This is a genomic window from Shewanella sp. S1-58-MNA-CIBAN-0166 (genome assembly GCF_040310085.1).
Classification (GTDB): domain Bacteria; phylum Pseudomonadota; class Gammaproteobacteria; order Enterobacterales; family Shewanellaceae; genus Shewanella.
Genome location: NZ_JBEOPN010000014.1, coordinates 90,970 through 114,308, shown reverse-complemented (window position 1 = coordinate 114,308; position 23,339 = coordinate 90,970). Strand labels below are relative to the sequence as shown.

At 40.2% G+C, this 23,339-nt stretch carries 21 protein-coding genes; 6 read left to right on the top strand and 15 right to left on the bottom strand.

What is annotated here, in order from left to right; all coding sequences use genetic code 11:
- Nucleotides 1-610 precede the first annotated feature (610 nt).
- The gene (gene gmhB / locus AAEY99_RS10740; RefSeq protein WP_350979295.1) at nucleotides 611-1,171 is read right to left on the bottom strand and encodes a D-glycero-beta-D-manno-heptose 1,7-bisphosphate 7-phosphatase; all 561 of its coding nucleotides are present in this window, start codon (nucleotides 1,169-1,171) and stop codon (nucleotides 611-613) included.
- Between the two features lie 201 nt (nucleotides 1,172-1,372).
- Here gmhB and AAEY99_RS10735 point away from each other — a divergent pair, with 201 nt between their 5' ends.
- Nucleotides 1,373-2,047: a GntR family transcriptional regulator gene (locus tag AAEY99_RS10735; protein WP_101088186.1), complete on the top strand. Its 675-nt coding sequence runs from the start codon at nucleotides 1,373-1,375 to the stop codon at nucleotides 2,045-2,047.
- 119 nt (nucleotides 2,048-2,166) lie between these two features.
- Nucleotides 2,167-3,249 (top strand): ketoacyl-ACP synthase III, encoded by a 1,083-nt coding sequence (locus AAEY99_RS10730; RefSeq protein WP_101088184.1) that lies wholly within the window; start codon nucleotides 2,167-2,169, stop codon nucleotides 3,247-3,249.
- Between the two features lie 53 nt (nucleotides 3,250-3,302).
- Here the strand turns inward: AAEY99_RS10730 and AAEY99_RS10725 are convergent, their stop codons facing one another.
- From AAEY99_RS10725 to AAEY99_RS10710, 4 genes are all read right to left on the bottom strand, one after another.
- Nucleotides 3,303-3,992 carry an exonuclease domain-containing protein gene (locus AAEY99_RS10725; RefSeq protein WP_351010448.1) on the bottom strand — a complete coding sequence of 230 codons (690 nt, stop codon included), beginning with the start codon at nucleotides 3,990-3,992 and terminating at the stop codon, nucleotides 3,303-3,305.
- Nucleotides 3,992-5,839 (bottom strand): DUF294 nucleotidyltransferase-like domain-containing protein, encoded by a 1,848-nt coding sequence (locus AAEY99_RS10720; protein WP_351010447.1) that lies wholly within the window; start codon nucleotides 5,837-5,839, stop codon nucleotides 3,992-3,994. The genes AAEY99_RS10725 and AAEY99_RS10720 overlap by 1 nt, the downstream gene beginning before the upstream one ends.
- 131 nt (nucleotides 5,840-5,970) lie before the next feature.
- Complete coding sequence (locus tag AAEY99_RS10715) at nucleotides 5,971-7,689, bottom strand: sodium:solute symporter family protein (protein ID WP_101088178.1); 1,719 nt, start codon at nucleotides 7,687-7,689, stop codon at nucleotides 5,971-5,973.
- A gap of 11 nt (nucleotides 7,690-7,700) precedes the next feature.
- A complete protein-coding gene (locus AAEY99_RS10710) occupies nucleotides 7,701-7,967 on the bottom strand; it encodes a DUF4212 domain-containing protein (protein ID WP_011637017.1) in 267 nt (88 codons plus the stop codon).
- Between the two features lie 359 nt (nucleotides 7,968-8,326).
- Here AAEY99_RS10710 and AAEY99_RS10705 point away from each other — a divergent pair, with 359 nt between their 5' ends.
- Nucleotides 8,327-10,495 carry a diguanylate cyclase gene (locus AAEY99_RS10705; RefSeq protein ID WP_351010445.1) on the top strand — a complete coding sequence of 723 codons (2,169 nt, stop codon included), beginning with the start codon at nucleotides 8,327-8,329 and terminating at the stop codon, nucleotides 10,493-10,495.
- On the opposite strand, the gene AAEY99_RS10700 is transcribed toward AAEY99_RS10705, so the two are convergent.
- A complete protein-coding gene (locus tag AAEY99_RS10700; protein WP_350979292.1) occupies nucleotides 10,485-11,984 on the bottom strand; it encodes an alpha/beta hydrolase in 1,500 nt (499 codons plus the stop codon). The two genes, AAEY99_RS10705 and AAEY99_RS10700, sit on opposite strands and share 11 nt — an antisense overlap.
- A 102-nt stretch (nucleotides 11,985-12,086) precedes the next feature.
- On the opposite strand from AAEY99_RS10700, the gene AAEY99_RS10695 reads away from it, so the two are divergent.
- Nucleotides 12,087-12,653, top strand: coding sequence for a DUF6942 family protein (locus tag AAEY99_RS10695; RefSeq protein ID WP_351010444.1), 567 nt, complete (start codon nucleotides 12,087-12,089; stop codon nucleotides 12,651-12,653).
- 4 nt (nucleotides 12,654-12,657) lie between these two features.
- On the opposite strand, the gene nadE is transcribed toward AAEY99_RS10695, so the two are convergent.
- The 6 genes from nadE to recR all read right to left on the bottom strand — a co-directional run bounded on the left by nadE (nucleotide 12,658) and on the right by recR (nucleotide 20,036).
- Entirely contained in the window at nucleotides 12,658-13,488 is an 831-nt protein-coding gene (gene nadE / locus AAEY99_RS10690) for an NAD(+) synthase (protein WP_101088172.1), read from the bottom strand.
- A 116-nt stretch (nucleotides 13,489-13,604) separates the two neighbouring features.
- Nucleotides 13,605-14,909: an inosine/guanosine kinase gene (locus tag AAEY99_RS10685; RefSeq protein ID WP_101088171.1), complete on the bottom strand. Its 1,305-nt coding sequence runs from the start codon at nucleotides 14,907-14,909 to the stop codon at nucleotides 13,605-13,607.
- 624 nt (nucleotides 14,910-15,533) lie between these two features.
- Nucleotides 15,534-16,178, bottom strand: a complete 645-nt coding sequence (gene adk, locus AAEY99_RS10680; RefSeq protein WP_101088169.1) for an adenylate kinase — start codon at nucleotides 16,176-16,178, stop codon at nucleotides 15,534-15,536.
- 136 nt (nucleotides 16,179-16,314) lie between these two features.
- Nucleotides 16,315-17,178: a tetratricopeptide repeat protein gene (locus tag AAEY99_RS10675; protein WP_101088167.1), complete on the bottom strand. Its 864-nt coding sequence runs from the start codon at nucleotides 17,176-17,178 to the stop codon at nucleotides 16,315-16,317.
- 66 nt (nucleotides 17,179-17,244) lie between these two features.
- A complete protein-coding gene (gene htpG, locus AAEY99_RS10670; RefSeq protein WP_351010442.1) occupies nucleotides 17,245-19,158 on the bottom strand; it encodes a molecular chaperone HtpG in 1,914 nt (637 codons plus the stop codon).
- 278 nt (nucleotides 19,159-19,436) lie between these two features.
- The gene (gene recR / locus AAEY99_RS10665; RefSeq protein WP_101088163.1) at nucleotides 19,437-20,036 is read right to left on the bottom strand and encodes a recombination mediator RecR; all 600 of its coding nucleotides are present in this window, start codon (nucleotides 20,034-20,036) and stop codon (nucleotides 19,437-19,439) included.
- A gap of 557 nt (nucleotides 20,037-20,593) precedes the next feature.
- Here recR and AAEY99_RS10660 point away from each other — a divergent pair.
- Nucleotides 20,594-21,430, top strand: a complete 837-nt coding sequence (locus AAEY99_RS10660) for a GGDEF domain-containing protein (RefSeq protein ID WP_351010440.1) — start codon at nucleotides 20,594-20,596, stop codon at nucleotides 21,428-21,430.
- Between the two features lie 61 nt (nucleotides 21,431-21,491).
- On the opposite strand, the gene AAEY99_RS10655 is transcribed toward AAEY99_RS10660, so the two are convergent.
- Both AAEY99_RS10655 and AAEY99_RS10650 read right to left on the bottom strand, forming a co-directional pair.
- Nucleotides 21,492-21,725, bottom strand: coding sequence for a helix-turn-helix transcriptional regulator (locus AAEY99_RS10655; protein ID WP_101088159.1), 234 nt, complete (start codon nucleotides 21,723-21,725; stop codon nucleotides 21,492-21,494).
- The gene (locus tag AAEY99_RS10650; protein ID WP_059746794.1) at nucleotides 21,718-22,218 is read right to left on the bottom strand and encodes a hypothetical protein; all 501 of its coding nucleotides are present in this window, start codon (nucleotides 22,216-22,218) and stop codon (nucleotides 21,718-21,720) included. Before AAEY99_RS10650 ends, AAEY99_RS10655 begins: the two co-directional genes overlap by 8 nt.
- A gap of 335 nt (nucleotides 22,219-22,553) precedes the next feature.
- Between AAEY99_RS10650 and AAEY99_RS10645 the strand changes: the two genes are divergently transcribed.
- On the top strand, nucleotides 22,554-22,826 hold the full coding sequence (locus AAEY99_RS10645; protein ID WP_162022812.1) for a hypothetical protein: 273 nt from the start codon (nucleotides 22,554-22,556) through the stop codon (nucleotides 22,824-22,826).
- 60 nt (nucleotides 22,827-22,886) lie between these two features.
- On the opposite strand, the gene AAEY99_RS10640 is transcribed toward AAEY99_RS10645, so the two are convergent.
- Nucleotides 22,887-23,219 (bottom strand): YbaB/EbfC family nucleoid-associated protein, encoded by a 333-nt coding sequence (locus AAEY99_RS10640; protein WP_011637860.1) that lies wholly within the window; start codon nucleotides 23,217-23,219, stop codon nucleotides 22,887-22,889.
- Nucleotides 23,220-23,339 lie beyond the last annotated feature (120 nt).

The following is a 23,339-nucleotide window of genomic DNA, read 5'->3' as shown; positions in this document are numbered from 1 at the left end:
GAAGAACAGAAGACAATTTCGAATAACTCAATACCTGTGAATGTCCACACAGATTACTTGATAAATTGTTAAAGAGCGGACCTGGTAACTAGCGTTAGACGCTGCGTTCCGTGTCAGTGGGGTGTATTATAGGGAAAACTTTTTATAGCGCAAGAGCTTTCTACGGTTTTTATGACTATTACGACCCAACTGCATACTATTTGAACTTAAAGCCATATTTATTGAAGTTTTTGCTGACTTTATAACCATAAATGGCTCGCTACAACGAACAGCAAATTTATTTTATCTACCTATATAAGGCTTATTATGCGGCTCAGCGTGGTTTAAGTGGCTAATTTAGCTTGTTGAGACCAAAACATAACTGAAACGGCGTTAATTTCATGTTAACTTCGTAGCAACTTTTAGTAGCACGAACGATTTGGCGTTAATGGATGACATATCTTTATTTGGATTAGGGGTTTGTTAGCAACAAAAATATGCTGACTAGTATATAAAGGAAGAGAAAGTCTAAAACTAAGTAATTGTTACACTGAAAATCTCTGTTCATATATAAGTCGGTGAAAGCTTATATATGAACAGTTGAAATGATAGCTTTGCATTGGCGATTCTATTATTTTGCGAGTAATTGACTTAGCAGACTCGGAACGTCAGCGATACTGTCAACCACTGCACTGGCAAGTTCAACTCCGGCTTCGTCTACTACTTTACCTGAACGAACCAAAATGGCAGTGTTAATGCCAGCCGCTTTTGCTGCGCGCATATCATCAGCTTTATCACCCACCATTACAGACTGGCTCATATCGATTTTCAAGAATTCTGCAGCATCGAGCATCATGCCGGGTTTTGGCTTTCTGCAATCGCAATCTTGCTTATATCCACCTAGGCCTTTTTGTGGATGATGCGGGCAATAGTAGATACCATCAAGTTCGACACCTTTATCGGCAAAGTTCCAATCCATCCATTCCGTTAAATGATGAAAATCATCTTCACTGTACATGCCACGAGCAATGCCGGATTGATTGGTCACCACTATTAATAGGTAACCCATTTGCTTTAATGCAAGACACGCTTCAAATACACCGTCGATATATTCAAAGTCGTCCACTGTATGAACGTAACCATTGTCTTTATTGATCACACCATCACGATCGAGAAATACTGCTTTATTCAACCTAACACTCCTTAAACTCTTTCTTGTGTCGATTATCCCATTGAGATGAATTTGGGGCCAGATAATCTGAATATTTTTATTAATTTGTTTATTTACCGCCATTTTATGAGCTTAATCTGCATAATTGTATAGGTTTCACTTTATAAAGCGGCGGCTAAGCGTTACCCTTGCTCGAAGAAATTAGTGATTATTATAGAATACATGAGCAATATACCTCCTATTATTCATAAAACGCGTACGCAACTTGTTGTAGAGGCGCTCAGAGAACGGATCCTTTCTGGTGATATACAAGGAGGAGAACCGCTCAGGCAGTCTGCTATTGCAGAACAGTTAAATGTAAGTCGCATTCCCGTTCGTGAAGCGTTAGTTCAGTTAGAAGCTGAAGGCTTAATTAATTTCGAACCGCATAAAGGCGCGACGGCAACATTGTTATCTGTTGAGCAAGTCACTGAATTATTTGAATTGCGCGCTATGATCGAATCGGATTTGTTGGCTAAGGCCATCCCTAACCTATCTGACAATGATATTGCCGAAGCTGAAGCCGTACTGGTTAAACTTGAATTGGCATTTAAACTGAAAGAATCAGTAGCAAGTTGGAGTGAGCTTAATACTCGATTCCATACTCGTTTATACCAAGCGGCTAATCGACCTCATACAATGGAAGTGGTTAACGGTTTAAACACCAATTGCGATCGCTATATTCGTCTGCAGTTGTTATTTACTGGCGGGATCCCTATCGCCGAAAGAGAACATCGAGTGTTACTCGAATTATGTAAAAAACGTGACATCGCAAAAGCCACTACTTTGCTGCGTGAGCATATCTTGCATGCTTCGGCTTCAATCACGAAACTGGTAGAACAAAAGATTAAGTCATAATAACAATAATAAATCTTAGTCATGACCATTTAAGCATTTAATATCAACAGATTAATTTTAAGCTGTTGTTTTTGTAAATAAATTTAATTAACTATTGAAACGTATTGAGAGAACTTCTTATGCAGTATGCACACATTACCGGTTGGGGGAAGTCAGTTCCGCCCGCAACATTGACCAATGAAGATTTAGCCACATTCATGGAAACGACGGATGAATGGATTAAAACACGTACTGGTATTAGTAAGCGTAACATCAGTCACGTCAATACTTCTGAAATGGCGTCGGTTGCAGCTAAGCATGCACTTGCCGCTGCAGGGATTGATGGCAGTGAATTAGATTTAATTATTCTAGCCACCGCCAGCCCTGATACCTTGATCCCAAATATTGCGTCTACGGTACAGGCAAATATTGGCGCTACCTGCGGTGCATTTGATATTAACGCTGCTTGCAGTGGATTTTTGTATGGCGTTGGCTTAGCTAGCTCAATGATAAAAAGCGGCCAGAGTAAGAAAATTCTCATTATTGGCGCTGAACGTTTATCTTTTTACCTTGATTGGTCTCGACGTGAAACCGCTGTGTTATTTGGTGATGGTGCTGGTGCTGTTGTGCTAGAAGCCAGTGACCAACCTGGTGGCGTATTAGGTTATGAATTAAATAACGATCCTGAAGGTCGCGATATTTTAAAGTCTAACTTTGGCACCCAGATGGATAGATTTGACAATGACTCATTGGATTTTTACATTCATATCAATGGTCAAGATGTGTTTAAACGTGCGATTCATGGCATGGGAAGTTTAAGTAATAAGGTATTAGACAAATGTGGTATCAACATCGATGATGTCGACTTTGTTATTCCGCATCAGGCAAACGAACGTATTATTGATACTTTAGTAAGCCGAATGAAAATTCCAAAAGAAAAAGCTTTCGTCAATATCGCTGATTATGGCAATACATCGGCTGCCACTATCCCGATTGCGATTTGTGATGCGTTATCTCAAGGTAGAATTGAAGCCAATCAAACGATTCTATCTTGTGCGTTTGGTGCTGGATTAACCTCGGCTGCCTTACTGCTAAAATGGGGCGAACGCACCACGCCAATTAACACCAGTGATGCAGCATTACCGCCTTGCGATAAAACCGCACTTGAATTGATTAAACCTGCGGTTGATTATTTTTTCAATAAAGCTAAAAACGCAGAATAAGCAGTATTGTGCGTTTAATAGAAAAGCCAGTCTCGATGACTGGCTTTTCTTTTCTAGCGAAATACATTAATTAAGTCTATAACCGACAACTTTTTAATATCTCCCATCGCTGCCACTTGAGCCAACAATAACTCTGCACAAGATAATGCATCAATAAGCGCATTGTGAGCAGAATAAACGGGTAAACGGTAACGTTCACGGCTTGCATTTAAGCGTAACGAGCCTTCTTTCAATACCGATTGTTGCATTAAACAACGTTTTTTTTCTATGGCCAACGTATCGATAAATACCAACGGAATTGATTGACCAAAACAGCGTATCAACTGCTGCTGAATAAACTGTATGTCTAATGGTGCATGGTGCGCCACTAAAATACAGCCCTTGGTTTGTGATAAAAACCAATCAATTGCCTCGGCTAACGTTAATGCCATATGCAATTGATTATCCACAATACCGTGAACCGTCGCGCTATGACCCACACTGCCACTAATGGATATCATCATATGTTGTGCTTTTTCAAGCGGAATGACACCGTTGACAATTGGTACCAAACCGATACTGATGACTTGATCATGGATTGGATCTAAGCCAGTCATTTCAAGATCAATCGCCATCAATGGAGCATCTAGAAATAGGGTTGTTAATGCCGGCGTGATTGCTTCTAAATATGTATTTAATGGCGACGGTAAAGTGGTCATTTTTTTACGCCACAACACCGTTTTTACCCACCAAAAATTGACCACTAGAAACTCCTCATGAACTTAAGCTTTATTCCTGCTTGTGCATCGTGCACCACTTTAAATGCATCACGAAGCTGATGACGCATTAATGAAGAAAGATGTTGTGGTTTAAGATAATTGTTCACTGGTAAATTATTGGTGGCTTGGTAACCTTGATTAGCTAGACGCATGTGCGCAATGAACTCATGGGCATCCGCCAAATTAAGTGCATCTTTACGATTAATAATATTAGCGTCCATTAACGCTCTGATCCGCTTAGCAGTATTAACCTCTTTGATACCTGCACTTAAGGCATACACTCTGGCAATGTCATTAATTAATGCACTGCCCTTATGCTTTAAATCCATACCTTTCACTTCACTACCATCACGCTCAAGGACAAACTTCCTAAAAAAGCCCAATGGCGGTGATTCAGTTAACGAGTTTCCCGCCATTCCGGCAAGGAAAATATCGTTATTTTGTGTAGCGGCTAAAACATCATCTTGCAGTTCACTGAATAAACTCAATGGCCCAAACACTGGGCGCATGTCGAAAAATATACTGGCATGCATTAAAGCTTTTGGTTCCGGCGTGTTTACCCATCTAGAGAAAAGCCCTTTCCACTTCACCAGTGACAAGCGCCATTTGGGATTTTGCGCCATAATGTCACCGGGGCAATAAATATAACCACATTCATCTAAGCCCTTACATACCGCTTTTGTTAATGCTTCAAAATAAGCACCAGCAAATTCATCGGGTTCATGTGCCAGCAATAAGCCATTATCTTGGTCAGAACAAGCAACCTGATCTTGCCTGCCTTGGGAACCAAAAGCCAACCAACAAAACGCCATTGGTGCCTGACCTAAAATCTGTTGATTCAATTCAATCAGCCGACGCGTTAATGCATCAGTTACCGAGGTTAATACTCTACCTATCTCTTCAGCTCTAGCATCGGCACTGATTAAATTTTGTAATAGTAGCGGGATTTGCTTACTCACTTGAATAAGTTTCTCTATATTCGCTTGCCGGCCTATTTCGCCAATAAGCAGTAGAGGTTGTGAGCTTTGCGAACGCAAAATATCAGTACTAGTGATCATCCCTAACGCACGGCTTCCATCAACCACAGGTAAGTGGTGAATATTATGTTCACTCATCGCCAACATTGCTTCGAATACTAGCGCGTTGGCATGAGTTGTCACGGGATTGATGGTCATGGCTTGACTCACCAGCGTATTGACATCTAAACCTTCTGCGATAATTCGATTACGTAAATCTCGACCAGTCAAAATACCGGTTAATTTTTGATTATCGATAACGAGCACCGATGAGACCCGGTGTTCACGCATTAATTTAGCCGCATCCATAACACTGGCATGAGCGTCGATGATAATGGGCTGAGATGACATAATTGAAGTAATACGGCTAGTCGTGGTCAAGTCTTTAGCGGTAAATTTAGTTTCATTGCGTAAGCGTTTAGCAAAAGCACGAGCAAAAAATTGATCAAAGCTGCGATGTTCAGAACGTAATTGGGCAAATACTGATTGTGGTAAATGATAAACCAAACCATCTTCTAAAATGGCCACTTTATTAATGACCTTTTCACCCGATAATAAGGTGGAAAAACCAAAACATTCTCCTTCGCCAACACGGTCAACCAATACACCTTCAGGATCGCGCACTTCAAATGCACCGCTGCGCACAATGTACAATTTCGGATTGTCTTTATCGAACTCAACAAAGGCAGACGCTTTACTGTAATAACCGACGCTAATCTTTCTCGCACAATATTGAATACTATCTTTAGGTAGCGTGTCGAAAGGCGAATGTGCTGCTAAAAACTGCTCTACGGGTTGTAACTCACTGGCATCCATTAATCATTTCCCTATTGTGCATGGGCGAACAATATCACTATAACAAAGCGTTTCGCTTATCTGCTATAGGACTAAAGCCCAACAAAAAGAGCGCCTAAGCGCTCTTTTTAAACAGTGTTGATTACAGCAGTTTAATGATCGTGTGCTTCGCCTGACCCTTTAGGGAAACGAATAGACTCAACCATTGCGACTATTTCGTCAGGAATTTTAGCAGTAACTTTACTGACAGCAAAAGCGACACCAAAGTTAACCATCATTCCCACCATACCAATACCTTCTGGTGAAATACCAAATAACCAGTTTTCAGATGTATTCGATGCAGGATTAATAAACTTAAAGTAGGCGATATAACTAGCAGTAAATAATAGCCCGATCACCATACCTGAAATAGCACCTTCTTTATTCATGGTTCTAGAGAAAATCCCCATGATAATAGCAGGGAATAACGAGGCTGCTGCGAGACCAAATGCAATGGCCACCACCGCGGCTACGAATCCTGGAGGATTAATACCAAAGTAACCCGCCATAACAACCCCGAAACCAGCAGCTATTCGTGCATACATTAACTCTTTCTGATCCGAAATATCCGGCATTAGATTTTTCTTGAGTAAATCGTGCGACACAGAGGTTGAAATTACCAGTAATAAACCCGCAGATGTAGACAATGCTGCAGCTAAACCACCCGCGGCAACTAATGCAATAACCCATGCTGGAAGATTGGCAATTTCAGGCGTGGCAAGAACCATAATATCGCGGTCAATGTTCATCTCATTTTTTTCACCATTGGTGTAAAAAATCTTGCCATCGTTGTTCTTATCGTCCCATGTGATTAAACCCGTTTTTTCCCAGTTTTTAATCCAAGTTGGCGCAGTTTCATAAGGCACGCCAGTTGATTCTGGTCCATTGATGGTTTCAATCATATTAACGCGAGAGAAAGCAGACAATGCAGGAATAGTGGTGTACATAATAGCGATAAATACTAAAGCCCAGCCCGCAGAAATACGCGCGTCTTTTACTTTAGGAACAGTAAAGAAACGAACAATCACATGCGGTAAGCCTGCTGTACCAAACATTAATGCACCGGTAATAAAGAACACATCTATCATCGACTTGGAGCCTTCGGTATATTGGGAGAACCCGAGTTCTGCCGATAATCCATCGAGCTTATCGAGTAAATACACCCCCGTACCATTACCTGCGGCATCAATCATCTCAGCGCCAAAACCAATTTGCGGTAATATGTGACCTGTCATCATTACTGAGATAAAGATAGCAGGAACCATAAAGGCAAAAATAAGAACGCAGTATTGTGCTACCTGTGTGTAAGTAATCCCTTTCATGCCACCTAATACAGCATAAAAGAATACGACTGCCATACCAATGTACACCCCTGTTTCTACGTCAACTTCTAAGAAACGAGAGAACACTACGCCAACACCACGCATTTGGCCTGCAATGTAGGTAAAACAAATAAAGATGGCACAAATAACAGCGACAGTACGTGCCGTCTGAGAGTAGTAGCGATCACCAATAAAGTCCGGAACCGTAAATTTACCAAATTTACGTAAATAAGGCGCCATACATAATGCTAATAGCACATAACCGCCGGTCCAACCCATTAGATAAACTGAGCCATCATAACCAGTAAAAGATACAATACCGGCTAATGAAATAAACGATGCTGCTGACATCCAGTCGGCTGCAGTTGCCATACCATTTAGAACAGGGTGAACACCACCACCTGCAACATAAAACTCTTTAGTTGAACCAGCACGAGTCCAAATGGCGATCCCGATGTACAGCGCAAAAGTCGCGCCGACAATTAAATATGTTAGTGTTTGAACATCCATCTTAGTGCCCCTTAGTCTTCCTGAACATTGTATTTTTTGTCTAATGTATTAGCTTTCGCCACATAAACAAAAATCAGCGCCACGAATACATACATTGCACCCTGCTGCGCAAACCAGAAACCCAGTTTGAATCCCATAAAGGTAATTTCGTTTAACACATCTACTAATAGAATACCGCAGCCAAATGACACTGCAGCCCAAATTGCAAGCAAGCTAAGTACTAAACGTAAATTCTCACGCCAGTAACCCGCTGCCTTATCGTTATTTTCGAAACTCATTGCGACTCCCCTAAGTTATTTTTTGTAAAGCCATTGTTAATTTAGCAATTCAGGGGGCCATCACAATCAAGACCTTAGTCGTACTTGATTAACAAACGTTAACGTAAAATATTAAAATGCATATAAATCAGATGATTGAGAAATAATGAATTGAAATGAACTTCTTGTTTTTCAATTTAATTAGACCAAGGTCGAACAAGATTTCGCCATTAAAAGATTGAGATCTGCATCACAAAAGATAAAAAGGAATATTTGTGAGTAAAAAAAACTTCGTTTGCGTTGAAATCTGTTCTATTTCCTGAGATAAATGCTTAGATAGGAATAAATCTTTTTAGAATACAAATAATAAGGATATTTTTTTGACATTGCCTCGCATTAATCAACAACACCTTTTATTCTCGATTATCTTGGGAGTAATAGGATTGTTCATCAATTGTTACCCGATACAATTTTTTGCTAACGTGCAATTTGTATTAGGTAACACGGTGACTGTCATTGCTGCTGTTTTATTAGGGCCTTGGTATGCATTTTTGACCGCAATGATGGCATCAACAGGATTAATGTTGATATGGGATAGCCCGCATGTTTACTTATTTTTTGGGCTTGAAGCATTATTTTTAGGCTATGCCAGACGCCGTGATATCTATGCCTTATATGCCGATGCCGCTTATTGGTTATTTATAGGTGCACCAATGGTGTATTTATATGTGGTTCTATTGATGGATATACCGCCATCTCACTTAGGCTTTATTATTTCAAAGCAAGGCATCAACGGACTGATATATACCAGTATTGCATCATTACTTATTTTAGCTATTCCAAAGTTATGGTTTTTAAAAGACAAAGTTAAAGACCGCAACCGTAGACAATTAAGCGCGCAACTGACTTATTTCTTCACCTTAATGGTGACGTTAACATTATTGTTTTCAGCGTTAATCTTTAATTTTTATTTTTTAGAACGTCAACAAGTCATGTTAAAACAAAACATGACGGAAGCGGTCGCCCACCTATCGACCTCAGCACAAAATTATATCAAAAACCATCAAACCGTGATCCAAAATACAGCAAGTCAATTAGATTTAGTTGCCGATAAACCAGAGCAATGGCAAGGCATTTTATCAAGTTCACATCAAAACTATCCCGGTTTTATCAGTATGTTGATCGCCAATCCGGCAGCCAATATTGTGGCAGCAAGCCCAGTATCAAGACTATTAACACAGCAATTACCAGAACAAAGTATCAACATTAACGATAGAGATTATTTTATTGAGTCATTCTATAACCAGCGCCTATTCGTATCATCTGCCTTTCTGGGCCGCGGTTTTGGTAATGACGCGATTATTGCCATGAGCGCTCCCTTTTATCTCGATGAGCAACGCACACAAGTAGCAGGAATAGTAGAAGGTTCGCTTGATTTAACTCATTTTTCACATATTGATCAAGTTAATGAATATACCGAAGATGAATCTATAGTGATGGTTGATGAACAAAATCAAATTATTTATGCTTCCAAAAAACTCGGTTTAAAACCACTTTCACAATTTAATTTTGCAATAAATAAAGGTGTGTATCGTGCCAATCTTGAGTTAATCAATATTCACAATACTACCTCAATTGTGCCTGAATATATGTATGCTCACCGGGAGCTCGATAATGGTTGGACAGTGTATATTTTAAAAGAATTTTCGCCGCTACTAAAACTCGCTGAAGAACAAATGTTCAGTAGTTTTATCATGCTGTTGATTGCATTATTGGGTACCTTCTATATTTCAAAAAAGCTCAGCGCGTTGCTAACGGTGCCATTAGAAGCTGTCGCCAATCAATTCAGTCAGTCATATTCAAGTCCAGAAAAAACCTCGGCAATTGACGATAGTTCACCCAGAGAAGTATTCAACCTGTATCAACGATTAGCAGCCAGTAAGCAACAACTCATCGCGCATCAAGTCGAATTAGAAGAGACAGTGGCTAATCGTACCGCGGAATTAGAAAAGGCCAACAAAAAACTCACAGAACTGGTTGATAGAGATCCGTTAACTGGCTTATATAATCGCCGTTATGCTGAACGTAAATTTGGTGAGTTAGTGGATTTTTGTTTGCGAAGCGATCAGGCCATTACTGTTGTATTGCTTGATTTAGATTTCTTCAAAAAAGTAAATGACAATTATGGCCATTTAGCTGGAGATGAGTGCTTGCGGAACGTGTCGCATTTATTGCAGAAATACTTTAAACGCGACATTGATATTGTGGCCCGTTACGGCGGAGAAGAATTTTTGCTTATTCTGCCTTTGTCCAATACCTTACATATTGAACACCATCTCAATGGCTTTAGAGAAGCACTGTCGCAATTAGAAATCACCTCACCCGAAGATAAACAGTCATTCAACGTGACGGTCAGTATTGGTGCTATTACGGCCAGTGCTGATTATGAAGCTGAACTCGATAAGTGGATTAAAGTCGCTGATGATAATCTCTACCAAGCAAAACAACAGGGACGTAATAAAACAATTATTAGCATCATTAGCGACTAATGTTTACTGGTTTACTGTCTAATGGTGACTCAGATTGATGCCCTTGAGTAAACTCATCAATGCGAGTCATCATATAAGGATAAAATGGATTCCACTTCTGACGCAACATGTCATCGGCCGTCACACTGAAAATGCCCCGTTCACCTTGATAAATTGCTCTGCCAATTTGGATTTTATCCGAATCAATACCTGGTAGAGGCCCGTAAAGGGTATCTTCAATCGGAAAACTTAACGCCACATGAGATAAAGAATACACATCATTAGGCCAAGTTAAACTTAACGCTAACACATCATCGGTTATCGATTTATCAGCTAGCTCCCTGACTTGAACATGATTATCCCGTTGCGGATCATTTTCAACCAAACTTAAACGGTAAGGTAATTGCTTTGGTAGCCAAAATGGAGCAAAAGTCGCCAGTGGATCTTGAAACAGTAATTGGTTGTTACTCTTCGTCCTATTGACATCAAAGAGCACCAATTGATGGCCTTTGTTTAGCGGCAATTTTTGATATAGCAAATCAACCACAGCAAGTGAAGAGACCGTATCATCAACAACTGACTGAAACGTTAATATTGCAGGAATAGCATCAAACTGTTGCGGCGATAATGACGCTAATAAGGTCTGGTTACGCTGAGTTAACTGATATACAACATCGCCAGCATTAACAGCAAAAGACCGATATTTAAAGGGATCATATTCCGTTTGAATGCTGTTCCAATACAGTTTATCTTGGCCGAGTAATTTACCCAGTTTAGCTTGCCAATAAGCGCCTGCTGCAATGGGAGCAAGACCAATGGCTGGTGATAACATGACCATACCGGCAAAGCTTGTAGGCTTATCTAAACTGATATTCTCAAGTTCATGGTTTAATGCTAAAGCAGCACCTGTCGAAAACCCGACCACATAAATCGGTTTACCGGGTAATTGGGCAGACAAGCGGGCAACAGCAAGTGATACCGCCCCAGCAAGATCAGGCCAAGTAATGTCGGTTAATCCTGACGGAATGGTACCGTGTCCTGGCAAGCGCAACCCTAAAACATAAGCCTGATGTTGATAATGCTGCGCAAAATGCGACATCACATAAGGTGAGTCGGACATGCCGTGTAGTAATAAAAGGCCAAACTCAGCTTGGGGGTTTTTCCATTCGAAAGAACGATTCCAATTTTGTTGCCATAACCCAGGATCAGACAGGCTATTACGCTCATAACGATTAATAGGGGATGCTATTTCAGGTTGATATTGACGGTAAACTTGCTGTTCTACTTCAGCAAAAAGTTTATCTTCTAATTGTAAATATTGGCTAAAATCAGTTAAACCAGACTGTTGATGGTATTCAGAGGTTAGATGTGTCGTGTGCCATAATGATAAATTAGGCCGCGCATTAAGCATCCAAACAGCAGTAATAATTAACGCTAACCCAATACCTAAAGCACCATAAAATGCGGCAAATAAAAAATGTTTTGTCGATCCAATCACGATTGCACGCATAATTACCTTAAAAAATAGATACCGAATACAAACAAAAATATAGCGTAACATTTACTGCTGAACTGTCAGGCACTTACTATTCATAACAATACTGGAAATAATATGTCATCAGGTTTATATAGCCATATATGGGGACCGATGAATCCCGATATCATTTTTTATTTACCTACGCCTCCAGAGCTACCCGCGCACTGGCAAGCCACGCATCCCGATGCAATCACACAGCTGGTCACATTAAATGGTAATCACTGGCGGAAAATTGTCACCATAATGGCGAAGATTTGCAGTTTAGAGCACGATATTAATGCTAATAAAGGGATTAATTGGAAACAGATCCGTGACCAATTATTTAATGAACATCATGATCCACAAACCGGAAAACACATCAACACTCCATCACGCTTGCATTGCCAATTACGTATTGTTAACCCCAATATTGAACATCACGACGAGATAGTATTTCTTCCTGAATTTTGGCATATTTTATGTGGTAAAGAAGCCCAGCAACGTATGGGAATATCCGATCCTCGGCAGTATACGTCACTAGATGAAAAGCAAAAAATACAGCACCAGCACACGGTGTTACTGACGCCATATTTAGATTATCGACAATATGCTAATGCGTTAATAGAACTCACCCGACAACACATCACCTTAAGCAAAGTGTAAGATATTAATCGTAAATCGTCGGAATAGGCTCACGTTTATGTTGGGTACGTTTATAGATACTCACCAATTTATCTTCCACAGACTTAGCAACATCTTTACCTTCTAAGAAGTCATCAATTTGATCATAGGTCAGCCCTAAAGCGACCTCATCTTCAAGTTGAGGCTTATTGTCTTCTAAGTCCGCCGTAGGGGCCTTTTTGACCAATATCTCTGGCGCGCCTAAATGGGCTGCTAATTGACGTACTTGACGTTTATTTAAGCCAAATAACGGCGCTAAATCGCAAGCCCCATCGCCCCATTTGGTATAGAAACCAGTAATATTTTCCGCACTATGATCAGTGCCCACAACAAGGCCGCCCATAGCACCTGCGATATCATATTGGACTATCATGCGCATTCGGGCTTTAACATTACCCTTGAGAAAGTCAGTCTTAGCAGCATCTGTTGATGCTAAACCCGCGGCGGTGAGACCCACTATAGTGGCATTATGGATGCCAACAACACCATCATGAACATTCACGGTCACCTGTTTTGAAGGCTGAATAAACTGACAGGCTAGCTGAGCTTCAGCTTCATCTTGCTGGACATGGTAAGGTAAGCGCACTGCAATAAACTGATACTCGTCACTGGTTTTTTCTTGATTAAGGCTATTCACTGCCAGTTGGCATAAACGTCCAGCAAGTGATGAATCAACACCGCCACTGATCCCCAAGACTAAAGTTTTGCTGTGAGCATCTGATAATTTTGCCTTAATAAAAGCAATTCTGCGTTGGATCTCAAACTCAGGCTCAATAGCCTTAAGTACATGCATCTCTCTTAAGATTTGTCCTTTCACGTGACGCTCCTGATTGCTTATTAATATTCTGACTTTCGGTGCCTATTCTATAAAAATCTACACAAAAAAAAACGATAATGATGCATCATTATCGTTTTATTTTTATCGATGACCAATCATCGTTCCCAATATGACTCTTCTAGACTGTCTTCTCGCTCTGGTAAACCACGAGATAAACGTGGACTATGCTGCGCTAACACTTCGTATGCAACGCGATTAGCGTATTTACACACTTGTGAAAACGACGAATAACATAAACCATCTCGTTTATGTTTACTCGAACCAGGCACATTGGTTTTATGGAACGTATTGGCTGATAAATCATGAAGCAACGCAGACAAAGCTCCATCACCAGCACCATTGGTATTACGAATTAATTCTGGTCCACCCATGTAAGGGGCTATGTGAGCGTACACTTTTATGGGCGTATCGCAATCCACTTGTAATTTAGGGCGAGAAAACTCATAACGGTTAAATTCAGGAATGGCGCCCGGTAATAAGGTATGGCTGGTTTCACGCTTTTCAGCATCTTCAGTATAACCCGCAGTATAAAGCCCTATCGCACCCGCCGTGGTTAGCACCATGTCACACCAATCTAGCGCCATTTCACTGGCAAGCAACGGGTCTTTAAAACCCGTTAACGCTTCACCTTCGTCTTCATTCATGGCTAAAATAGTGACATGCTCATTAATAAAATTTTGCCACCATTGTGGATCTTCTTGAATTAGAAAGCGTGTCCCTAAGGTTAACACCACTGGTACATCGGCTTCTTTAGCGTAATTAATGGCCGTCATTGCCGCATCAGTAATGCCATCACCTTCGCTTGCTCGCATCAGGTATGCCGTTAATACTAACGCCGAACTGCCTTGTATCACCTCTTTATCGATATACTCAGGTGTTAGCTTATCCATCGCGCCTTTACTGATAGCAAACGTGCGTTCACCACAATCGGAAATTAACGTAAAGCAGCGACCGATAGGACCATCGACAGGTTGTAAAAAGTTAAGGTCAACCTTTGAGGAAGTGTTACATAAATAGCGATATGCATAGCTACCTACCATAATATGCTGGCTCATAACCCCAAAAAGCACTGAGCGGTCATCGGCTAAAATCGAATAATTATGGACGGTGTTACCAATAGTGCCACCGGCGAATTCATCGCTAATCATCTCATTGGATTTAAGTTCATGGTACAAATTATGGGCTTGCTCATCATTAATGAGAGTAGAGTTGCCTTTAGGTAAGCCATATCGCTCAAGTAACTCGTCTTCTACTTTAGCCTCGATATCAACCAAGGTTTGATCGATACCGCAAATGTAAGTAGAAAAAGGTTGAGGCTGCTGCGTAAGTTGAGCCAATAACGGATCACGACTGTTTACAGGGAAATAGTGTTTGGACTTACGTTGACCAGGAAACTTCATATTGGGCTCTCATAGCTTGGCGTCCGTGCAAGTGTGAAATTAATTACCACTGACACTCATTCAATTTTATATGAGTCGTCATCCGCGAAAATGGCGGCAGATTTTATCATAGGTAAGCGTCAATCCTATATCACTTTTATCACATTCACGGCCTAAATATGTTCCGTTGAGGTCATCAGTCTTATTTTATTAGTTTTTGACCTACGCCGATATATTGCCTCTGGCTAAATCAACTGGACAATATTAGTCCGTTCAATCACACATTAGCCTCAATAGTGCTGTATTGAATAACTTAAGTTTGGGCTGATAGATTGGGTAAATCGAGTAAAAGGACTGTTCAACAGTCATGTGAAACTTGCCATTGTATGACTATCAAGGCGCATGAAGACTTCAATAGCGAGCCGATGCAATGGTGGCATTAGAATTTGATAATCGTGTTTACAATCTCGAGCGGAGGTTAAATAAACATTGATTCTATATGAGTGATTCAATATCAGTGATTCAATATTAGTGATTCAATATTAGTGAAAAGTATTCCCACTAATATACAGCAACGGTTAGGTTATTCTTTAGGCATAAAAAAAGCCTGCAAAACAGGCTTTTAATGGCGGAGCTAATCAGCGATTATTTTAATACGCTGGCTAGTTGCTCACTCACTTTAGCGACAGATTGAGTACCGTCATACTTGTTGTACTGAGTCTTACCGGCAGCAGCAACTTTGCCATAATAATCAACTAATGGCTTAGTTTGCTCATGGTAAATGCTTAAACGCTTGCGTACGGTACTTTCTTCGTCATCTGGGCGGATAGATAAATCTTCGCCAGTGACATCGTCTTTACCTTCCACTTTCGGTGGATTGAACACCACGTGGTAAACACGACCAGAACCAGAATGAACACGACGTCCGCTCATACGCTTAACGATTTCTTCATCAGGCACATCGATTTCGATAACATGATCAATCTCAATACCATTTTCAGCCATAGCATCAGCTTGAGGAATTGTGCGAGGGAAACCGTCAAGTAAGAAGCCTTTTACGCAATCTTCTTGAGCAATACGCTCTTTCACTAACCCAATGATAAGATCGTCTGAAACTAATTGACCTGCATCCATTACTTTCTTAGCTTCTAAACCTAATGGCGTACCAGCTTTAACCGCGGCACGTAACATATCACCAGTTGAGATCTGTGGGATACCATACTGTTCCATAATGAACTGAGCTTGGGTACCTTTACCGGCACCTGGGGCACCCAATAAAATAATGCGCATCTCAAAAGTCCTCTTTTAAGTTTGTGTTCTTTTTAGGGCGGCGATTTTCGCACATCTGCCGCACTTTTAATAGCGCTTTTGTTATGACATTAGACCAAGATCTAATAAGGGTTGTAACAAAACAGCTTCAATTTGTTTAATACAACAAGGTATACAATTTACGGCGATATTGATTGGCTAACGTATTGCCCTGACCTATCGCGGTTAGAATTTCCATGAAGACTTGTTTAACTTTGCCATCAGCAGCACTCATATCTTTTTGTAAAATAACAAACAATAATTCAAGGGCTTCTTCGTTACGTTGAGCAACATTTAATGCTTTGGCTAATATAACAACTGCGTCTAGATTATCAGGTTGCTCTGCGACATTTTGTTGCAGCTGACGAATTTCTGGAGTATCTGCCGCATCTTCCGCTAACGCTAATTTAGCCACTAAATTATGATAGTAACTATCTTGATCCGCTAAACCTATACGGGCAAGTAGCCCTTTGGCTTCTGCGAGTAAACCTTGCTGTAACGCCACATCAGTCATCACCAATGCAACTTCAGGTGCTTGTTGTGAATCGATAAAAATTGTTTTTAACTGGTCAGAAATTTTAGCTAAATCTTCTGGCGATAACTCACATTGGGCTAATTGCTGCTTAACATCATCAAACTCTTGTATCCACATTGGCGGTAAATGTTTGTCGAGCAAATCACTAATTTGTTCTTGGCTTTGCGCCCCAGAAAAACCATCAATGGGTCTACCTTTATCTAAAATCAATGTGGTCGGTACGTTCTGAATTTGGAAGTAATTCGCAATTTCTAACTCAGTTTCACAATCCACTTTAGCGAGAATAAATCGCCCACCTTGGCTATTGGCAAGATGCTCCAGCGTCTGCAACATTTGTACACTTTCGGGCTGTTGTTGCGCCCAAAATGCTAATACCACCATTTTTTGCATTGAGGTATCAACAACTTGTTGAATATTATCTTTAGTAAGATTAATGAGGTAGTCCATATTGCCTCCGCAGAATGACAAAAACAAAAGCGGACTTATTGTCCGCTTTTACTGCTTAAATCGAGTTTACTTTACACTCGCCAATAACATTTGATTGGTCAGTTTAATAAACGCTGAAGGGTCAGCCAAACTGCCTTTCTCGGATAACAATGCCTGTTGTAATAACAAGTTAGCCCAATCAGCAAACAATTGCTCGTCAGTTTCGTTATTCAAATGCTCAACCAAAGGATGCGTTGGGTTAATCTCAAATGTTGGCTTAGACTCTGGCACAGGCTGACCAGCTGCTTGCATCAGTTTAATCATCTGCGTCGACATTTCACCTTCGCCCGCTACCACACACGCTGGCGTGTCAGTTAGACGTGAAGTAACACGAACATCAGAAACGCTGTCTGCTAACGCAGCTTTAACACGCTCAATTAAACCTTTAGACTCTTCGGCTACTTTGTCATGCGCTTCTTTATCTGCGGCATCTTCAAGTTCACCTAACTCTAAATCACCACGTGTCACTGAATGCAACTTCTTGTCTTTGAACTCAGTTAAGTGATTAACTAACCACTCATCGATACGCTCAGACAATAACAATACTTCGATGCCTTTTTTACGCAGCAACTCAAGATGAGGACTATTAGCAGCAGCTTCATGACTGTCAGCAACGATATAATATATTTTGTCTTGACCGGCTTTCATGCGCTCAATATAGGCCTCTAATGACACTGTTGTTGCGGCAGAGTTGTCATGAGTAGAAGCAAAACGCAATAAACCTGCAATGCGTTCTTTGTTAGCAAAGTCTTCTGCAGGGCCTTCTTTTAATACTTGCCCAAATTCAGCCCAGAAAGACTGATACTGTTCTGGCTCATCTTTAGCCAGTTTTTCAAGCATGCCTAACACACGTTTGGTGATACCCACGCGCATTGCTGTTGTTACTTGATTATCTTGTAAAATTTCGCGAGATACGTTTAATGGCAAATCATTTGAATCGATTAATCCACGTACAAAGCGTAAGTATGTAGGTAAAAACTGTTCCGCTTCATCCATGATAAATACACGTTGAACAAACAATTTCAAGCCATGCTTATGGTCGCGATTCCACATATCCCAAGGCGCTTTAGCTGGGATGTACAGTAAACTGGTGTATTCTTGCTTACCTTCAACACGATTGTGAGACCATTTTAATGCGTCGCTGTAATCGTGAGAAATGTGCTTGTAAAATTCTTGGTATTCTTCTTCCGTGATGTCTGACTTATTACGAGTCCAAAGCGCTGTCGCTTTGTTCATCACTTTCCACTCACCTTCCGTTGCCGCGACTTTTTCGCCATCAGGGCCGTCTGACTCAGGCGTACCTTCATTCCACATTTGTACTGGAACAGAGATGTGATCAGAGTACTTAGTGATAATTGAGCGTAAACGGTAATCGTCTGCAAATTCAGTTTCTTCGTCACGTAAATGCAGCACAATTTCAGTACCACGTTCATTTTTAGTGATACTTTCTACATTGAATGAACCTTCGCCTTCAGATTCCCACAAGACACCTTCGTTAGCAGCATGGCCGGCAGCGCGAGTGCGTACAGTAACTTTTTTCGCCACGATAAAGGCCGAATAGAAACCCACACCAAACTGACCAATTAATTGTGAATCTTTTGACGCTTCGCCTGAAAGATTATTAAAAAACTCTTTAGTGCCAGACTTGGCGATAGTCCCTAAATGTTCGATAACGCTATCGCGGGTCATGCCAATACCATTATCTGAAATGGTGACTGTGCCCTTTTCTTTATTCGCACTTACACGAACGCGTAAATCACCGTTACCTTCATATAAGGTATCGTCAGTTAATGCTAAATAGCGGAGCTTATCTGCTGCATCGGCCGCGTTTGAGACTAGCTCACGTAAGAAAATCTCTTTATTCGAATACAGAGAGTGGATCATCAATTGCAGAAGTTGTTTTACTTCGGTTTGAAAGCCATGAGTTTCTTGTTGTGACATGAGTATTTCCCTTGGTGTTACGTTTAAACAATCACGAGTCGAAAAATCCACTCGCCTAAAATTCTGTGTTAACCAAGAGATGGGGGACGTTACAATATTTTCAAGGGGCAACACCGCCTTGTTGAATAATAAATCATCAGATAAGACCAAATCGGCTCAATATGACACATTTTTGTAGCCTGTATTCCTCATGACTCATCCAAGATTGAATAAAAAAATGCCAACAAATCTAATTTTTGACTTGCTGGCATCTTGGTTTCTAATCAGCTATGGGGCTATTACAGCGGAATACGACCATTAAAAGATAATGCTAAAGTGGTGCTATCAACGTATTCAAGCTCACCACCCACGGGAACGCCATGTGCGATACGACTAATCACCACATTGTGTCTTCTGGCCATATCAGCAATAAAATGTGCAGTTGCATCACCCTCAACGGTCGGATTGGTAGCAAGAATAAGCTCGCTCACGTCATCTGATGTTAAATGGCGTTCAAGTAACGCTAACCCCAACTCTTCAGGACCAACACCGTCTAACGGCGACAAGTGCCCTAACAGCACAAAATAACGGCCATTAAAATGACCACCAGCTTCAATAGCAAGCACATCAGCAGGCGTTTCAACCACGCAAATGATCCCAGTATTGATGCGACGATGGCTACTGCATATAGGGCATAAATCTTGTTCGGTAAACGTACGACAACTTTGACAATGTCCCACCTCAGACATGGCTTTTTGCAACGAATCTGCGAGCTTAAGGCCCACTTTACGTTCACGCTCAAGTAATTGAAATGCCATACGCTGTGCAGACTTAGGGCCGACGCCAGGCAACGCACGTAAAGATTGAATTAATTCATCGACCAAAGGACTAAATTTCATAAAATTGCCAATACCTTAATAGCTAAACTCATTGTAATGTCATGGTGAAACCGTCTTGTGATCGGCTAAGCCAATATGCGGAAACACCAAAGCAGTGCGATTATTGTCTGTGCAGCGTTTGAATGCAAAGATTAATACCTCTGTTGCAATAAATGAAGCCACAATCGACGAATTAACAGTGTTCTTATTGAAAACGTTAACTCTATATGACCACAGCCATCGTAGGTAGGTGAATTGCTCAACGATTACTTTTAGTAAAAAATTACCGTGATTACGGGAGCAGATTAATAATGAAACAACCTGTATCTACATCAATTTAAAAACCAACTTAAAGACAACTCTATTGACTCATCTTTATGGCTTTAGACACAACCGCAAATAAGGCGTTAATTAACTTTTGAAAGCCATCACTTTTTTTGTTCAATCCATCTGATATTCTACTATTCAGAACTTAATATTGCCGGTGAGGACCTAAGGAGGTCATCCACGATAATATTAAAAACACCTCCAAAAACATGAGTTTTCAAATTAAAGTGTCACCTATGCAAGGACTCAATATGCAAGATAGTTTACCATTTTTAGCTAGTGGGTTGGTTATTTGCGGAGCGCTAATACTTGCAATGGCTATCACACCGGTATGGACGATATTTAGCCGACTTCCAACCGGCGAATTACGCCACAGTTGGGGATTTCTTATTCTGCTGATCCTGTTTTTCATCACAGGTTATGTCATTTACGCTAAATTTTGCGTGGTTACATTTTCTCAACCACTCGATTTAGTAGTGCCAGTGATATTTTTTTGCGGAGCTATTTTTGTATTTGTTGTGTGTAGCCTATCCCTCAAAACCACCAATGACATTATGCAGATACATGCCCTTAAACAAGAAAACATCACTGACTCACTAACAGGGATTTTTAACCGTCGATACTTAGATCGTCGCCTCAAAGAGGAAACACAAAGGGCGCAAAGTTATTCTAAACCACTATCCATCTTCCTTATCGATATTGACCATTTCAAAAACATTAATGATAAGTATGGCCATCAGATTGGTGACTTAGTTTTGAAAAATATCGCCCAGAACATTAAAATGTCGTTAAGAGAATCAGATATAGTGGCTCGTTATGGTGGTGAAGAGTTTATTGTCATCCTCCCGCTAACCCAAGTCTCCACATCTTATACACTTGCTGAACGACTCAGAACGATTATCGAAAACACTCAGTTAGTACTGCCTGGTGAGTCTGAGATAGATATACTTCCCATTGGTGTCACTGTGAGTGTAGGTGTTGCTGGAATGACATCTGAATGTAAAGACTACCAGTGTCTGATTAAAAATGCAGACAGAGCACTCTATCAATCAAAACAAAATGGCCGTAATCAAGTGAGAGTGGCTTAGACAGGACGCAAATAACGTAACAAAAGGCTGTTTGAGGGGATTTTATTATCACGTGTTTAGGTTACTTACCTGAACGATAAGTAAAAACCTTATCCAGCGGTAAATTAAACACCTCTGCAATTTTAAACGCCACTTCAAGTGTTGGAGAGTATTTATTTGACTCTATTGCCATCACCGTTTGACGCGTCACACCAATTTGTTCGGCCAGTTGCTTCTGCGTCATTTCGTTATGTAAAAAGCGTAACGTACGGATAGTATTTGAAATCCCTACTTTTACATCATCCCGATTATCCATAAATATCACCAGTGCGCCCCTTATACAATTGCACTCCGTAATGTGCCAGCTCAGCAGTTAGAAAAGCCACAATTAAAATATGCAGTGGTAAATACGGCACAGTCCGTTGTTGCATAAAATCAAAATCTTGGGCGGCGATATTATACTGAAAAATGGCAAATACAACGCCCACTTGCAAAATGATAGCCGAATATTTATAACCGACTAAACTGATTTGTTTTTCTCTCACATCCATAGGTTGTGATAACTCATCGTCGCTAATTAACGCTAATAAAATATAACTGACAACCATCAGTACAATTGAGTAAATGATGATCTCAAGCAGTAAACTTGATAACCATTCAATAGATGCAAGTTGCTCTGGGGTTGCATTAAACAACTGGCTCAAATAAAGATAGAAAATATAACCTGTTACCAAAAAATCTATCGATAGCGTTAGCTCGCGAAAGCTGGTTTCTTGCAACCATTGGTGTACTTTTTGTTTATTACTCATGTTAACCCCAGCGAACTCAAAGTAAAAAATATTTAACTCACCTCATGATAGTTTGATGTCAATCAATGTCAAATATTTTTTACTTTGAGTTAATATTTAAATGCTTTACATAAGGGTAATAGCAAAGTCTATGGCTGCATCAACCGACACAAGGTTGGTTATCTAAATAGATTGCTTAGATTGGTCAAACTCATAACTTAATGAGTAAAATAACTAAGTTACAGAATAGAGAATAAATAACTTATTGATTATATTTAGTTTTTATTTTGGCGTATAAATTGCTATAACTAGATGAGTTACTCATGGATTTATAGAATAATATTAAGGACATTATTGTGAAAAAAATCATCATTGTTATTGTTGCAGTTTTATTAGGTTACTTTATTAACCTCAAATTTGTTGAAATCGCATACTCATTAGGTTTCGCTGAATTAAAAAAAGAAACACTATTGATAAATGACCAAAAAATGAAAGTGAAATGTGATTCTTATGCCTTAGGTTTTTTTGATAAAGTTAAACTTGAAAATAAATTTCAGCAATGCATTAATGAGTACCAAGCACAAGGCTATGTAATTATTGACCAACAAGCTGCGATGAAGGCGGTTTAGCGCTGTAAATAAAAAAGCTCAAGCATTATGCTTGAGCTTTTTTATTAATTAACGACCCGATTAAAACGGCATTTTCATTCCAGGTGGTAATTGCATACCACCAGTCACTTCGGCCATTTTAGTCTTTTGATTTTCTTCTATACGACGTGCTGCGTCATTACACGCTGCGGCGATAAGATCTTCTAGCATCTCTTTATCGTCTTCCATCAAACTTGGATCAATTTCAACTTTACGCACATTGTGGTTACCTGTCATGGTTACTTTAACCAAGCCAGCACCCGCTTCACCCGTCATTTCTGTGCGTGCAATTTCTTCCTGCACTTTAGCCATTTTGTCTTGCATCATTTGGGCTTGTTTCATTAAATTGCCCATACCGCCTTTTCCACCAAACATAGTCGTCTCTCTCTAATTAAGGTTGTTAGCAAGTCGTCATAATGGCGACAATCTTACTGAAATAAAATCGATTGGCAATATTACAGATACATTTTTGAGATGAAGATATATTCATTTTCT

Coding starts and splice junctions, on each gene's coding strand:
- AAEY99_RS10735 (WP_101088186.1), top strand. CDS start 1,373: ATGAGCAATATACCTCCTATTATTCATAAAACGCGTACGCAACTTGTT.
- AAEY99_RS10640 (WP_011637860.1), bottom strand. CDS start 23,219: ATGTTTGGTGGAAAAGGCGGTATGGGCAATTTAATGAAACAAGCCCAA.
- AAEY99_RS10700 (WP_350979292.1), bottom strand. CDS start 11,984: ATGCGTGCAATCGTGATTGGATCGACAAAACATTTTTTATTTGCCGCA.
- AAEY99_RS10655 (WP_101088159.1), bottom strand. CDS start 21,725: ATGGATAATCGGGATGATGTAAAAGTAGGGATTTCAAATACTATCCGT.
- AAEY99_RS10695 (WP_351010444.1), top strand. CDS start 12,087: ATGTCATCAGGTTTATATAGCCATATATGGGGACCGATGAATCCCGAT.
- AAEY99_RS10715 (WP_101088178.1), bottom strand. CDS start 7,689: ATGGATGTTCAAACACTAACATATTTAATTGTCGGCGCGACTTTTGCG.
- htpG (WP_351010442.1), bottom strand. CDS start 19,158: ATGTCACAACAAGAAACTCATGGCTTTCAAACCGAAGTAAAACAACTT.
- AAEY99_RS10685 (WP_101088171.1), bottom strand. CDS start 14,909: ATGAAGTTTCCTGGTCAACGTAAGTCCAAACACTATTTCCCTGTAAAC.
- adk (WP_101088169.1), bottom strand. CDS start 16,178: ATGCGCATTATTTTATTGGGTGCCCCAGGTGCCGGTAAAGGTACCCAA.
- AAEY99_RS10650 (WP_059746794.1), bottom strand. CDS start 22,218: ATGAGTAATAAACAAAAAGTACACCAATGGTTGCAAGAAACCAGCTTT.
- AAEY99_RS10710 (WP_011637017.1), bottom strand. CDS start 7,967: ATGAGTTTCGAAAATAACGATAAGGCAGCGGGTTACTGGCGTGAGAAT.
- AAEY99_RS10730 (WP_101088184.1), top strand. CDS start 2,167: ATGCAGTATGCACACATTACCGGTTGGGGGAAGTCAGTTCCGCCCGCA.
- AAEY99_RS10660 (WP_351010440.1), top strand. CDS start 20,594: ATGCAAGATAGTTTACCATTTTTAGCTAGTGGGTTGGTTATTTGCGGA.
- recR (WP_101088163.1), bottom strand. CDS start 20,036: ATGAAATTTAGTCCTTTGGTCGATGAATTAATTCAATCTTTACGTGCG.
- AAEY99_RS10720 (WP_351010447.1), bottom strand. CDS start 5,839: ATGGATGCCAGTGAGTTACAACCCGTAGAGCAGTTTTTAGCAGCACAT.
- AAEY99_RS10675 (WP_101088167.1), bottom strand. CDS start 17,178: ATGGACTACCTCATTAATCTTACTAAAGATAATATTCAACAAGTTGTT.